The organism is Rhizobium sp. CFBP 8762, assembly GCF_014841565.1.
Taxonomy (GTDB): domain Bacteria; phylum Pseudomonadota; class Alphaproteobacteria; order Rhizobiales; family Rhizobiaceae; genus CFBP-8762.
The window spans coordinates 135,260-148,313 of sequence record NZ_JACYUD010000002.1; the positions used below are offsets into that span (position 1 = coordinate 135,260).

Here is a 13,054-nt window from a genome sequence, read left to right on the forward strand (position 1 = left end):
ACTGCAACAAAAAATAAAATTAAATCCATGGAGATATTTAATGATAAGCAATTTCTATTTATCAATAGAATATTCCTATCATTCTATACATAAAATTCCGATCTGTACTTGTTCCGGCTTCCCTTGTGGGAAGCCTCAAGGAGGATCAGATGACAGTGCATTCCGACGTAATCAAGGACACCGAGGTTCGTAAACTCGGACGTTTCGTTGCCGCAGCCAAGGCGGCTTCCATGTCGACCGAGGCGCGCGACGAACTCAAGAAGCGCATTCTTGACAGTATCGGGGTCGCCATTGGCGCTCTTGAGGGCGAGCCCATCCGCTACATCCGGGAGCATTTGGAGGACTTTGGCGGCAAGCCACTCTCAACTTTGATTGGGGGAGGAAAGACTTCACCAGACCGCGCTGCGTTCTATAACGGTGCTTTGGTACGCTATCTCGATTTTATGGACAGCTACCTCGCCAAGGGCGAAACATGCCACCAGAGCGATAATCTGGGAGCTGTGCTGGCTGCCGCCGAATATGCCGATGCGTCGGGTGACGATTTTCTCTCCGCCATGGCCGTTGCCTATCAGGTTCAGGGCCGTTTGTGTGATGTAGCACCGGTTCGCGCCAAAGGGTTCGATCACACCGTGCAGGGTGCTTACGCGGTGGCAGCGGGTGTTTCGCGCGCGCTGGGTCTGAGTGCTGAAAAAACCGCCAACGCCATAGCCATTTCGGGCACCGGCAACAATGCCTTGCGCGTGACGCGCACCGGCGCACTTTCACACTGGAAAGGGCTCGCCTACCCCAACACAGCCTTTATCGGCACCCATTCCGCCTTTTTGGCGCATCGCGGCATAACCGGGCCGGAAGAGGTCTTTGAAGGCAATAAAGGCTTCAAGGATGCCATTGCAGGCCAGTTCGAGATCGACTGGGACAAGGAGGATCTTGAAAACGTAACTCGCTCGATCATCAAGAAGTACAACGCCGAAATTCACTCGCAGTCCTCGATTGAGGGGGCGCTGGAGTTGCAGGCGCAGAAAGGTTTCCGGTGGGACGAGATCGAGAAGATTGAAATCGATATCTTCGATGTGGCTTTCCATATTATCGGGGGCGGTGAAGAGGGCGACAAAACCATTATCCGCACCAAGGAAGAGGCTGATCACTCCCTGCAATATATGGTGGGCGTCGCGTTGATCGACGGCAATGTTCTGCCAGAGCAGTACGATCAGCGCCGCATTCTGCGCGACGACATTCAAGGACTGTTGCGGCGGTTCGTTGTGCGGCCCAAGCAGGCGTATACGGATCGGTTCCCTGCGGAGGTGTGCACCACCTTGACGTTCACGCTGAAAGACGGACGCACCCACACCATCGACAAGACTGATTATGAGGGGTTCCGCACCCGGCCCATGAGTTGGGATACGGTTATTGCGAAATTCAACGGTTTGGCAACGCCATTCACGTCCGAGCGCACCCGTCACGCGATCATCGATGCGGTGAAGAACATCGAGCAGATGAAAGTGCGCGCATTCGCGGACATTCTCGCCAATCTCAAAGCTTAAACGGTCTCACACAAGGAGCATGACATGAGCGACCATAACGACGCGGTAAAAGAACAATCCGATGTGTGGAAGAACCGATCCTTTCCCACTGTGCCGATGAATGAACGGGATGCGAAACCGCGCACCAGTTCGATAACGGAAATTCGCGGCCCCTACTACGCCATGGTGACGCCCACCTATACGCAGGAACTGCTGGAGGGCATGGGCGAACATGTTGATGGCTACAAATACGCTGGCGGCTCTTTCTCACTGATGCCAGCCGATTATGTGCGCAAGATCAACCGCATTTGCCATGACCAAGGGGTGTATGTTTCCACCGGCGGCTGGATCGAGAATGTGCTGGCGCGCGCGCCGACACAGATCGACGCCTATATCGAAGAATGCGTGCGGCTTGAGTTCGACATGATTGAACTGTCGACCGGCTTTATTCAACTGCCTACGCCGGACCTCATCCGGCTCATCCAGAAGGTGAAGAAGGCTGGTCTGAAACCCAAGCCCGAGATTGGAATTCAGTTCGGCGCAGGCGGCGATACGTCCAAGGCGGAGCTGGAAGCCGAAGGCACGCGCGATCCGCAAATCCTGATCGACACCGCCAATGATTGCCTGAATGCGGGCGCATCGATTATCATGATTGAATCCGAAGGCATCACCGAAAACGCTGATCCATGGCGCACCGATGTGGCGGCCAAAATCATGAAGAATGTGGGCATGGAAAATGTCATGTTCGAGGCGGCCGATCCTGCCGTCTTCTCCTGGTACATCAAGAACTATGGTATTGATGTCAACCTGTTCATCGATCACAGCCAGATCGTTCAGCTTGAGTGCTTGCGCCGTGGCATTTGGGGGACTAAGAGCACATTTGGACGTATAACAACACATCGCTAATGTAAGCACAGGTACTGCATCGGGGTGGAGGGGTTTGGCCCTCCTCCCCGGGCTCATCATGAGACTGCGGAGGAATGGAATGACCGAAACACCCCTGTCTGCGAACCACACGAACGCTGGCTGGCTCAGCCGCCGCGCCTTGTCGGTACAAGCAGGGATATTCCTGCTGCTGGCAGTGTTTACGGCTACGAACTCATACGCTGAAGACGTCAAACCCTTGCGCATTGCACTGGCCACCAGCATTTCCAATCAGGCCGCTGAAATTGCTGCGGAAGAAGCCAAGGCGCAGGGCCTCCCCGTCGAATTGATTGAGTTTAACGATTGGAACACGCCCAACACCGCCGTGGTCGAGGGTCAGGCGGATGCCAATCTGTTTCAGCACGTGCCTTATCTCGACTATACCAACGCGAAAACTGGCAATGGGCTCGTCCCCGTTGCCATCGGGTTCAGCACATCATTCGGCCTGTATTCCAAGAAGTACAGCAAGCTTGAAGACCTGCCAGAAAATGCGCAGATTGTGTTTTCGGGCGATGCCGTAAACACGGCGCGCTCACTGCTGCTGTTGCAAAAGGCGGGGTTGTTGACGTTGAAGCCGGGCTCAGACCAGACTGTGACGCTTGGGGATGTGGTCAGTTACACCAAACCGCTGCGGATCGTACAACTGGATGGGCCGCAAATCGCACGTGCTCTGGATGATGTGGACGCGGCCGCAACCTATCCGACATTTGCCAAGCTGGCGGGGCTTGATCCCTCCTCCGGCCTGTTTTTTGAGAATGACCCGGTCTACGCCTTTCGTTTTGTAACCCGCCCGGACAAGCGCGACGACCCGCGCCTGAAGCGCTTTATCGAAATCTACCAGACCTCTGCCGCCGTGAAGGCCAAGCTTGTCGAACTCTATGGTGACATGGTTTCCTTCCCGCGCTAGAGGAAAGGTCCTTTTGAGAGAGGCAGACCAGATGCACGGTGAATATAAGGTCCATGGTGGCAAACTTGTCGTGGTTGACCTCGATGTTGTCGGCGAGGTGATCCGCAATGTGCAGGTTGCCGGAGACTTTTTTCTGGAGCCGCCGGAGGCGCTGGACGATATCTGCGCCGCGATTGAGGGTTTGCCCGCAAACGCCAGCGAGGGAAACATTGTTGCTGCGATTGAAAGCGGTCTTCGATCCGGCGCTGCGCTGATCGGCTTCAATGCACAAGCCATCGCCATCGCTGTTTTGCGCGCTTTGGGTGTTGCTTCGGTGTGGCGGGATTATCCATGGCAGATTGTGCATGAGCCAGCGGTTTCCCCTGCCCTGCATCTGGCGCTGGATGATGTCTTGGCCCGCGAAGTGGCTGCCGGTCGCCGGCCGCCAACGCTGCGCATCTGGGAATGGGATACCACCGCAATCATTCTCGGCTGCTTTCAGTCTTTGCGCAATGAAGTGGACATGGACGAGGTTGCCAGGCAGAAGATCGATGTCGTTCGCCGCACAACCGGCGGCGGTGCGATGCTGGTTGAACCCGGCAGTACGGTCACCTATTCGCTCTACGCACCGGCAGACCTTGTGCGGGACATGGACTTCGCGCAGTCCTATGCCTTTCTGGATTACTGGGTTTTGAAAGCCTTGAACGCCATGGGTATCGAAGCCACGTACAAACCGCTCAACGATATCACCAGTCCGCTCGGCAAGATTGGGGGCGCGGCGCAAAAGCGGTTTGCCGGTGGGGTCGTGCTGCACCACGTGACCATGGCCTACGATATGGATGCGGACAAAATGGTAAAGGTGCTGCGCATCGGCCGCGAAAAGCTGAGCGATAAAGGCACGAAAAGTGCCAACAAGCGGGTGGACCCTTTGCGCAGCCAGACAGGCCTGCCGCGCGATGAAATCGTCCGCCGTTTGAAAGAGACATTCGTCTCGTTAAACGGCGGTGTTGAAGGGCAGATCACGCCGGAGGAGTACGCCGCCGCGCAAACCCTTGCCAGCGAGAAGTTCTCGACCGAGGCTTGGCTGCGGCATATTCCATAACGGTTTCAATGGTCAGTAATACTCGCCGTGACGGTAGTTCCAGCTTGGGAAGGCATCACCCAGCAAAGACATGATACGGTCGATATCCAGTCCCTTGCGAATGACCGTTGGCGCTGGTGAGATTGACCGTTCTCCGTTTTGCAATGCAACGAGCTTGCCGTCACCGTCCACCATGGACACCATAACGCCTTGCTCATAGCGGGTGCGGGTTTCGCCTTCCGGCTGAATGGAGCGGACATAGTCGTTTGCGGCGATGACAAGATCGGCTTCATCGTGGATGCGCTCACCAATACCCTCGACGAGACCGCGATTGCCCCGGCCAGATGGATTGGCCGAACTGGCGAATACCAGTTTGCCATGCTGTTCCCAAAGCTCACGCGCGATCATTTCCGATGGTGTGCCAAACCGGATGACAAAGCATGTGGTCTGGCGTGTATCGGTCATCATCGCCTTTGCGCCATCTGGAATGGTGCGCAAGGCATCCGGTTTCCACGGCAGAATGCAGCCGAGCAGAATATCCTCGTCCCAATGCCGCTGATAAAAGGCGTCAATTTCAGGGTTCATATCGGCAAGCGCGCGCAATTGCTCCATAGAGCCGCACAGCACAACGCCGGGCTTGTTCAGGTTGCGTTGTTTGGCCGAAAACTTCCGCTGCAAACCCGCCGCATCAGACGTCATGATGATATAGCCAACCTTAGTGGGGCTGACGATCATGCCGCCGTCCGCCGTCAAGATGTCGATAGCTTCCGGCTGCACGCCACCATTCCAAGCAATCTTTTTGTCGTTCATAACTGTCCCTTTCCCGTTTTCAGCGTACGACAATGCACCTCGCAGGCGGACGACCTGCGCAGCCATGTCACCGCCGACAGAGAGCCGCAGCAGTAAGCGTAAGGCAGAGCACGGGCCCTGCCTCTCCCGGGAAAAGCCGAATGCTGCTAAAGGCCATAGTTTCCGACCCGGTCGCGCATCAGCGATACGATTGCCGACATATGTTGCGTGCGCGGGTCGGAGCTGCGGTAACACAACACAATTTCTCGCCCGTACTGTCCATCTGGCAGAGCCATAGTTCCAGTCAGCCCGTCATTGCGGCTAAGCGCGGCAGCCGCGAGCGCTGGAACGAGTGAGATTCCCTCACCCGCAGCAATCATTTGACGCAGCATTTCCAGGCTGCTCGCCTTACGTGCCGCATAGGGTAAGAATGGGTAAGGCTCGCATTGACCTCGGACCTGATCATGCAGGCAGTTGCCTTCCTCCAGCAGCAGCAGCGGCATGGACGCGTCATCCGGTGGCCAGAGCGGGTGCCAGTTTGAAGGATGCATGAGCGCGAAGGGCTCAAAAAACAGACTTTCGGTCACGAGCGTTCCATCTCGCTCTGGCTGGCACAAGACAATGACGTCAAGTTCTCCCTCCCGTAACCCGGTCAGAAGGCGGTCGGAGTGATCCTCGGAGATCACCAGCCGAAGTTCAGGAAAGCATGCGCGCAAGGGATGGATGAGACGCGGCAGCAGGTAGGGGCCAATCGTTGGCAGTGCGCCCAGCCGAAAAGCGCCCGAGAGAGGCTGATCGCTGCGCCCGGCATTCATCAGCGCGCTTGCCTCCCTCAGCACAACGCGGGTTCGCTCCAGTATTTCCTGGCCCTTGGACGTCACCAGCACGCGGCGGGGCGAGCGCTCGAATACGGTGACGCCAACCGCCGCTTCCAGCTTTTTAATCTGTGCCGATAAAGCGGGCTGCGACACCCCGCACTGCTCGGCCGCCTTGCCGAAATGGAGATGCTCGCCTACGGCGACCAGATATTCGAGATCACGAAGGGAAAGGCCGGAAAACTGCAACCCCATATGAACCTCCGATAATAGGAAAAACCTATTCGTCCAATAATATCAGTGTCTTTTACTTTCTGGAGAGAAACTATCAAGTTTTTTCCATCGCAACAAGCTGAAACAGGAGAGTCTTGATGTTTCTACGGATCGACAAGCTGCAGGTAGAAATGCCCCTGCCGAAGGAGCCGGACCCGTCCGCAGCCGCGGCGGTCAATGAGTTGATGGGCGGTCGCTTCGGGGAGATGACGACGCTCAACACCTATATGTACCAGAGCTTCAATTTTCGGCAGCGCGAAAAGCTGAGGCCTTTTTATGCTTTGATTGCAAACATCGCGACCGAAGAACTGGGCCATATCGAACTGGTGGGTGCCGCCGTCAACGGGTTGTTGCACGGGGCGGAGCCAAAGGGTGATGTGTCGAAGGGCGATGCGATCTTTAAGGATTTGTTTGGCGGCGCGGCGGGTGCCGGGCCGAATTTCCATATCAACGGACCGCACGGTGTCATGGCAACCAATGCCATGGGCCAGCCGTGGCGCGGTGATTACATTTTCAATTCCGGCAATCTGGTTCTCGATCTCCTGCATAATTTCTTTTTGGAAAACGGCGCACGCACCGTGAAACTGCGCGTGTACGAAATGACGAAAAACCCCGCAGCCCGCCATATGCTCGGCTACCTCTTCACTCGTGGCGGCGTCCATGCGCATGCCTACGCTTTGGCGCTGGAAAAGCTGACCGGCGTGGACATGAAAAAGATGCTCCCGATCCCCAATATCGAGGGCGTGGAAATCCCGGAAAGCCAGCCGTTTCTGGCCGAGGGCATGCATCGCCGCCTGTACCGCTTCAGCCCGGACGACTATCGCGAAATTGGCGATATCTGGCAAGGCGAAGCGCTTGATGGGTCCGGCCCGCTGGAAATCATCGATGGTCCACCGACCGGTGGCCCGCAATACGAGGCTGAAGGTGTGGCCAGTGCCTTCATTCCCGATTACCACCCGGAAGAAATTCTGGAGATTGCCCGCAAGCTTTACGCCAAGGCGACCTGATCCAGCCAACGGAAACGGCCTTCAAACGAAGGCCGTTTCTCCACCGTCAGAGGTTGTGAAATGGCCCTGTGTATAGAGCCTAGACCATATCGGCACCCCGTCTGTCGCGCCTGTTGAACAGCGCTCGCAGATGAGGGAAAAGATATGAGTGGCACAGATGAGTATGTTCTTTCGACCACGGTTCTGGTCATCGGAACCGGTGGCGGAGGGTTGCGCACGGCAATTGAGCTGAAGCAACAGGGTATTGACGTGCTGGCCGTTGGCAAGCGGCGCAAGGACGACGCCCACACCAGACTGGCCGCCGGTGGCCTGAATGCAGCACTGGGCACAATGGACCCGGAAGACAGCTGGCAGCAGCATGCGGCCGATACCATCCGTGAATCCTATTTTCTGGCCGATCCGCATGTGGTGATGACCGTGGCGAAGAATGCCGCGCGCGGCATTCAGGAACTGACGGACTGGGGCCTTCCCTTCGCGCGTGAGGCCGATGGGCGGCTATCGCAACGCTTTTTCGGCGCCCACAAATACCGCCGCACATGCTTTGCCGGTGACTATACGGGGCTGGAGATCCAGCGCACATTGCTGCGCCGCGCCAAAGCGCTGGACGTCAACATCATCGATACCATCTACATCACGCGTATACTGGAAGTCGATAATCAGGTGTTCGGGGCTTACGGTTTCGATATAGAGACGGGTCGCCGCACCCTTATTCGCGCCGATGCTGTCGTGCTGGCGTCTGGCGGCCATAACAGGATCTGGCGCCACACCTCCTCGCGGCGGGATGAGAATACCGGCGATACCTTCCGTCTGGCTGTCTTGGCTGGCGCCCGTATTCGCGATGCCGAACTGGTACAGTTCCACCCCTCGGGCATTCTGGAGCCAGAAGAGGCTGCGGGCACGCTCGTTTCCGAAGCGGCGCGTGGCGAAGGCGGCATTCTGCGAAATGGTCTCGGCGAACGGTTCATGGAGCGCTACGACCCGGAGCGGATGGAGCTTTCCACGCGAGACCGGGTGGCGCTGGCCAACTACACAGAGATTGCCGAGGGGCGTGGCACAGCGAAAGGCGGCGTGATCCTGGACTTGACGCACCTGCCGCGTGATAAAATCTTCGAGCGCCTGCCGCGCATCTACCGAACGATGATCGAACTGCAAAGGCTGGATATCACGCGAGAGCCCATCGAAATTGCGCCAACGGCGCATTACTCCATGGGTGGCGTCTGGGTTGATACGGAGGAGCACAGCACCGGCGTGTCTGGCTTCTACGCCATTGGCGAAGCGGCTTCTGGCATGCATGGCGCAAACAGACTGGGTGGAAACTCCCTGATTGAACTGCTGGTATATGGGCGTATCGTCGGCGAAGCCACAGCGCGCTACATTCGGGGGCTGGAGCGGGTGCGCCGTGATCGAGGCGTCATTTCGCTGGCCCGGCAGGAGATTGATGATCTACTGGCAAACAAGGGCTATGAAAGTGTACGCAGCCTGCAACGCGCCGTGCGCAACCTGATGACGGAACATGCGGGCGTCGTGCGCAACGAGGTTGGTTTGCGCAAGGGACTGGTGGAGTTATCACAGATTGAGGAGCGCTTGCCGGAAGTGGGCGTGCACCCGGATATTTCCGGCTTCGATGACCTTGCCCATGCTTTCGATCTCAAGGGATCGCTGATTGCCGCGCGCGCAACGCTGGAATCGGCCATCGAACGGCGGGAGACACGCGGTGCCCATAACCGCTCCGATTATCCCGATCAGGACCCCGCACTCAAGGTCAACATGGTTTGGAGCCCCAAGACGGGCGTGGTGCGGGAGCCCGTGCCCGATACGCCGGACGAGATTGCACGACTGATTGAAAAGGATGAATTGGCCGTGGCGGGGCGTCTGGTGGAATAGGTTTGTAAACACATGGCGGGCCGCTTTGGCCCGCCATGTCCGATAAAAGCTCTAGGCGGACTGTGCAAACCGCTCCGGCCGGAACCGCGCGAGCAACGGATGCGGCCTACCCGTGATGATTTCGTCTGCGAGCAGTTCCCCGGCAATCAGCCCAAGCGTTGCGCCGCTATGGCTGAATGCAACGAAATAACCGGGGATCGCTTGGAGTTCACCAAACACCGGCTCGCCATCACCCGGAATGGGCTTGGGACCAACGCCATAGCTTTCAATTTCAAGAGTCGGATTGCCCTCCAGCACTTTGGAGGCTTCTGCCAACAGCCCCTGCAATGTCGACTCTTTGATCTCATAGGTGCCATCGCCATGGGCGATGACCTCCTCCTCAGACCATGCGGAATCGAGTGCCAAAGCGCCATCCGGCGTGGGGCGTATGGCGACGCGAGGGGTGTTCAATACCGCTTTCAGCGTCGTTTTGACCGGCTTGGTGCGCACCAGAAGGGCAATCGGCGTGTCATCGCCAATATGCTGGCCGTGATCGGATACCATTTTTGGCACAAGGCTGCCGGTTGCCAGCAGCACTGCGTCTGCGTCAAATGTTGCGCCGCTGGTGGTTGTAACGCCGCTGGCGCGGCCATTGGTCACCGTTACCGTTGCCTTGCCCGCGTCGGTTACTAGCTTGCCACCCAGTTCCTGAAATTCCGCGACCAAGGTTTCGATGAGGGATGGCAAGTTCACCCATCCCTCGCCGGGGTTCAGGATAGCACCCTGCTCCGGCACGGTGCTGGCATCCACGCCGGGCGTGGCGGCGGCAATTCCATCGGCTGCCAGATGCTGGGCATCGTATCCAAGTTCCCGCTCATGCGCAAAAACATCAGCGATTTCGTTGTTGGCATCGTCGGCGTCCCAGGTCAGGCCACCGTTGAAGCGCAACCACGGGGCATCGGGATATTTGGCAGCCAGTGTGCGATAGCGGTCTATGCCAACCATCCGCAATTGCTGGTACTCCGGGGAGCGTTTGCGCGATGAATTGAGCCACGCCAGCGACCGGCTGGATGCGCCGTTGGCCACCGGACCGTCATTGATCAGAATGGTGGTAACGCCCCGCCGCGCCAGATGCACGGCGGAGGATACGCCAAAAATACCGCCGCCGATGACAACGACTGTGGAGGGTTTTGATGATGCGGACATGGACATACTTTCAAAGATCGGATGTGGATGGAAAAGAACTTAACGCTTCCCACTCCCCTGTGCGGGCAGAGCGGAAAAAGGCATCGATAACGCGCATATTGGCAATTGCATCGGCGATGGGCCATTCCAGCGGCTGCTGTCCCAACACGGCGCGGGAGAACACGTCACCCTGCAATGTGAATTGATGGACGGCGGGCATCTCGATGATGTCCCTGCCTCCGCCCGCCAGATCGCGGCCATCATCAATGGTGATCCGCGTTGGGGCATCCGGTGGCGCGTTGAAGGGAATATCGAGCGCTATGCGCCCCTTGGTTCCCAATAGCTGCACGGACTGGCACGGCACCAATTGGGTGGCGCAGGTGAAACTCAGGTGACGGTGATCGGCAAATTCGGCAAGCCCGGTCATCATCCTGTCGGTGCGAAGGACGGGGTCGATATCGAATAGCCCGATGACCCGCTCCGGCTCGGCATGGAACAGGTAACGCGCTGCATTGATGGCGTAGCAGCCAACATCATAAAGACCACCACCACCAATATCGGCCTGGTTGCGCAAATTGGTCGGGTCATCCAGAAAATAAGAAAATATTGTCTGAATGCTGCGAAGCGGGCCGATACGGCCACTATCGACCATATCGTGCAAGGCCTTCCACTGCGGATGGTGGCGGGTCATGAAGGCTTCAGCCACCAGATAGCCCGTGCGTTTTGAAGCCTCGGCAACCTGCTCAGCTTCCGACGCGGTTAAAGCTAGCGGCTTTTCACAGAGCACATGCTTGCCTGCTTCCAGTGCTCGGATTGTCCACGGTACATGAAGATGGTTGGGTAAAGGATTGTAAATCGCGTCAATATCGGGATCGGCCAACAGTGCCTCGTAGCTGCCATAGGCCTTGGCGATGCCAAGCTGCGTTGCCCAAGCCTGCGCTCGGCTTGCATCGCGCGAGGCGATGGCGTCGATCACCGTCATCTCGCCCTGCTTCATGGCTGGTATGACGGTGCGCACTGCGATATCCGCGGAGCTCAGCACGCCCCATCGAACGGGTTTTGTCACAGTCTGTCTCCTCCTGCTTACAGCACTTCTGCCAGAAAATGTTTCAGGCGCGGGCTCTGTGGATTGTCGAAAATGGCCGTCGGCGTTCCCGCCTCAATCACACGCCCCTCGTCCATGAAAACAACTTGATCGGCAACCTTGCGGGCAAAGCCCATTTCGTGGGTGACGATCACCATTGTCATGCCCCGCTGGCCGAGATCGGCCATCAGGTTGAGCACGCCCTTGACCAGTTCAGGGTCAAGCGCACTGGTAACTTCGTCAAACAGGATAACCTCCGGTTCCATTGCCAGTGCGCGGGCTATGGCCACGCGCTGCTGCTGCCCGCCTGAAAGCCCGCCGGGGCGATGGTTTTTGCGCGCCGCCAGCCCCACATCCGCCAACCGTGCCTCTGCAATGCGCTCGGCGGTGGCTCTGGGAATACCCTTGATTTTGGTGAGCGACAGCATGACGTTTTGCAGCGCCGTATGGTCTGGAAACAGATTGAAATGCTGGAAAACCATGCCGACACGGCGGCGGAGCTTTTCCGGCTTCATGGACAGAATGCTTTCTCCGTCCAGAAGCACGTCTCCACCTTTGGGTTCCACCAGCCGGTTCAGGCATCGCAGCAGCGTGGATTTGCCGGAACCGGACGGCCCGATGATACAGGTCACCGAGCCCGCGCGAACCGTTAGGTCGACCTCTTTCAACACATTTAGATCGCCATAGGCCATGCTTAGCTTGCGTACATCCAGACTGCCACCCTTAAAGGTCGGTTGTTGCGCTTCGGAAACCTTGTCACCATCCACGGCCTGATGCAGTTCGCTGACTTCCGCCAACCCGCTCGTCACACCGCTGTCTTTGTGTTTGCCAAGACGCAGCGTATCGTCAATGTAGTTGACCACATGGGTCAGCGGTACGGTGATGACGAGATAAAAGACGCCCGCCAGCAACAGCGGCGAAAGGTTGCCGGTAACAACAGCCTGATCCTGCCCCACGCGAAAGATTTCCCGTTCCGAGGCCAGCAGCCCGAGAAAGTAGACAAGGCTGGAATCCTTGACATTGCCGATGAACTGATTGACCAGCGCCGGCAGCACCCGGCGTATGCCCTGAGGAATGACGATGAGCCGCATGCCTTGCCCATAGCTCATACTCAGCGCGCGACATGCCTCCATCTGGCCACGTTCAACACTCTGAATACCCGACCGGAAGATTTCACCGATATAGGCACCCGCAATCAGGCTCAGGGCCAGAATGCCGAGGGGATAGGGCGAAGGACCGAAAATTTCGCGCCCAATGCGCGCAAACCCCTGCCCAATCAACAGGATCGTTACGATGGCGGGCAGACCGCGAAAAATATCCGTGTAGATGCGCGCCAGTATGCGCAACCAGCGTGACTGCGAGATACCCATGACGGCTAGCGCCATGCCGATGATCACGCCCAGCACTGTGGATGCTGCGGCGAGGATTAGCGTGTTTTTCAGACCGATGAACACCATACTTGGCAAGACATCAGCCATCGCCTGCCAGTCCAGAAAACTGCGGCGTAAGTTTTCAAGCCAGTTCATTCGGTCCCCTTTAGCATTGGCCCGAAAATCGGAATCGATTTTCAGTAAGCCTGATGCGTCGATTCAAGAATGAGAGCGACCTTTGTGCGCCCGAATGGGCG

At 57.5% G+C, this 13,054-nt stretch carries 11 protein-coding genes; 6 read left to right on the forward strand and 5 right to left on the reverse strand.

All coding sequences use genetic code 11. The features are described 5' to 3' along the window. Positions 1 to 149: 149 nt before the first annotated feature. The 4 genes from IFT84_RS05845 to IFT84_RS05860 all read left to right on the forward strand — a co-directional run bounded on the left by IFT84_RS05845 (position 150) and on the right by IFT84_RS05860 (position 4,432). Positions 150 to 1,541, forward strand: a complete 1,392-nt coding sequence (locus tag IFT84_RS05845) for an MmgE/PrpD family protein (protein ID WP_192117736.1) — start codon at positions 150 to 152, stop codon at positions 1,539 to 1,541. Positions 1,542 to 1,565: 24 nt separating this feature from the next. Continuing rightward, positions 1,566 to 2,426 (forward strand): phosphosulfolactate synthase, encoded by an 861-nt coding sequence (locus tag IFT84_RS05850; protein ID WP_192117737.1) that lies wholly within the window; start codon positions 1,566 to 1,568, stop codon positions 2,424 to 2,426. Positions 2,427 to 2,505: 79 nt separating this feature from the next. Further along, positions 2,506 to 3,351 carry a MetQ/NlpA family ABC transporter substrate-binding protein gene (locus IFT84_RS05855; protein ID WP_192117738.1) on the forward strand — a complete coding sequence of 282 codons (846 nt, stop codon included), beginning with the start codon at positions 2,506 to 2,508 and terminating at the stop codon, positions 3,349 to 3,351. Positions 3,352 to 3,382: 31 nt separating this feature from the next. Continuing rightward, positions 3,383 to 4,432: a lipoate--protein ligase family protein gene (locus IFT84_RS05860; RefSeq protein WP_192117739.1), complete on the forward strand. Its 1,050-nt coding sequence runs from the start codon at positions 3,383 to 3,385 to the stop codon at positions 4,430 to 4,432. A gap of 12 nt (positions 4,433 to 4,444) precedes the next feature. Here IFT84_RS05860 and IFT84_RS05865 read toward each other — a convergent pair whose 3' ends face one another. Continuing rightward, positions 4,445 to 5,221, reverse strand: coding sequence for an L-threonylcarbamoyladenylate synthase (locus IFT84_RS05865; RefSeq protein ID WP_192117740.1), 777 nt, complete (start codon positions 5,219 to 5,221; stop codon positions 4,445 to 4,447). Between the two features lie 146 nt (positions 5,222 to 5,367). Further along, positions 5,368 to 6,270: a LysR substrate-binding domain-containing protein gene (locus tag IFT84_RS05870; RefSeq protein ID WP_192117741.1), complete on the reverse strand. Its 903-nt coding sequence runs from the start codon at positions 6,268 to 6,270 to the stop codon at positions 5,368 to 5,370. Between the two features lie 116 nt (positions 6,271 to 6,386). Between IFT84_RS05870 and IFT84_RS05875 the strand changes: the two genes are divergently transcribed. Both IFT84_RS05875 and IFT84_RS05880 read left to right on the forward strand, forming a co-directional pair. Further along, positions 6,387 to 7,295, forward strand: coding sequence for a manganese catalase family protein (locus IFT84_RS05875; protein ID WP_192117742.1), 909 nt, complete (start codon positions 6,387 to 6,389; stop codon positions 7,293 to 7,295). Between the two features lie 144 nt (positions 7,296 to 7,439). Continuing rightward, on the forward strand, positions 7,440 to 9,179 hold the full coding sequence (locus IFT84_RS05880) for an L-aspartate oxidase (RefSeq protein ID WP_192117743.1): 1,740 nt from the start codon (positions 7,440 to 7,442) through the stop codon (positions 9,177 to 9,179). 51 nt (positions 9,180 to 9,230) lie between these two features. Here the strand turns inward: IFT84_RS05880 and IFT84_RS05885 are convergent, their stop codons facing one another. Genes IFT84_RS05885 through IFT84_RS05895 form a run of 3 tightly spaced genes read right to left on the reverse strand, consistent with a single transcriptional unit; the run spans position 9,231 to position 12,953 of the window. Then, positions 9,231 to 10,364 carry an NAD(P)/FAD-dependent oxidoreductase gene (locus IFT84_RS05885; RefSeq protein WP_192117744.1) on the reverse strand — a complete coding sequence of 378 codons (1,134 nt, stop codon included), beginning with the start codon at positions 10,362 to 10,364 and terminating at the stop codon, positions 9,231 to 9,233. Positions 10,365 to 10,374: 10 nt separating this feature from the next. Continuing rightward, positions 10,375 to 11,409 (reverse strand): Gfo/Idh/MocA family oxidoreductase, encoded by a 1,035-nt coding sequence (locus IFT84_RS05890; RefSeq protein WP_192117745.1) that lies wholly within the window; start codon positions 11,407 to 11,409, stop codon positions 10,375 to 10,377. 17 nt (positions 11,410 to 11,426) lie between these two features. Beyond that, complete coding sequence (locus tag IFT84_RS05895) at positions 11,427 to 12,953, reverse strand: amino acid ABC transporter permease/ATP-binding protein (protein ID WP_192117746.1); 1,527 nt, start codon at positions 12,951 to 12,953, stop codon at positions 11,427 to 11,429. Positions 12,954 to 13,054 lie beyond the last annotated feature (101 nt).

Bases quoted from the DNA above. Each gene is read 5' to 3' on its own strand.
- IFT84_RS05845 (WP_192117736.1), top strand. From the start codon at position 150: ATGACAGTGCATTCCGACGTAATCAAGGACACCGAGGTTCGTAAACTC.
- IFT84_RS05850 (WP_192117737.1), top strand. From the start codon at position 1,566: ATGAGCGACCATAACGACGCGGTAAAAGAACAATCCGATGTGTGGAAG.
- IFT84_RS05855 (WP_192117738.1), top strand. From the start codon at position 2,506: ATGACCGAAACACCCCTGTCTGCGAACCACACGAACGCTGGCTGGCTC.
- IFT84_RS05860 (WP_192117739.1), top strand. From the start codon at position 3,383: ATGCACGGTGAATATAAGGTCCATGGTGGCAAACTTGTCGTGGTTGAC.
- IFT84_RS05865 (WP_192117740.1), bottom strand. From the start codon at position 5,221: ATGAACGACAAAAAGATTGCTTGGAATGGTGGCGTGCAGCCGGAAGCT.
- IFT84_RS05870 (WP_192117741.1), bottom strand. From the start codon at position 6,270: ATGGGGTTGCAGTTTTCCGGCCTTTCCCTTCGTGATCTCGAATATCTG.
- IFT84_RS05875 (WP_192117742.1), top strand. From the start codon at position 6,387: ATGTTTCTACGGATCGACAAGCTGCAGGTAGAAATGCCCCTGCCGAAG.
- IFT84_RS05880 (WP_192117743.1), top strand. From the start codon at position 7,440: ATGAGTGGCACAGATGAGTATGTTCTTTCGACCACGGTTCTGGTCATC.
- IFT84_RS05885 (WP_192117744.1), bottom strand. From the start codon at position 10,364: ATGTCCGCATCATCAAAACCCTCCACAGTCGTTGTCATCGGCGGCGGT.
- IFT84_RS05895 (WP_192117746.1), bottom strand. From the start codon at position 12,953: ATGAACTGGCTTGAAAACTTACGCCGCAGTTTTCTGGACTGGCAGGCG.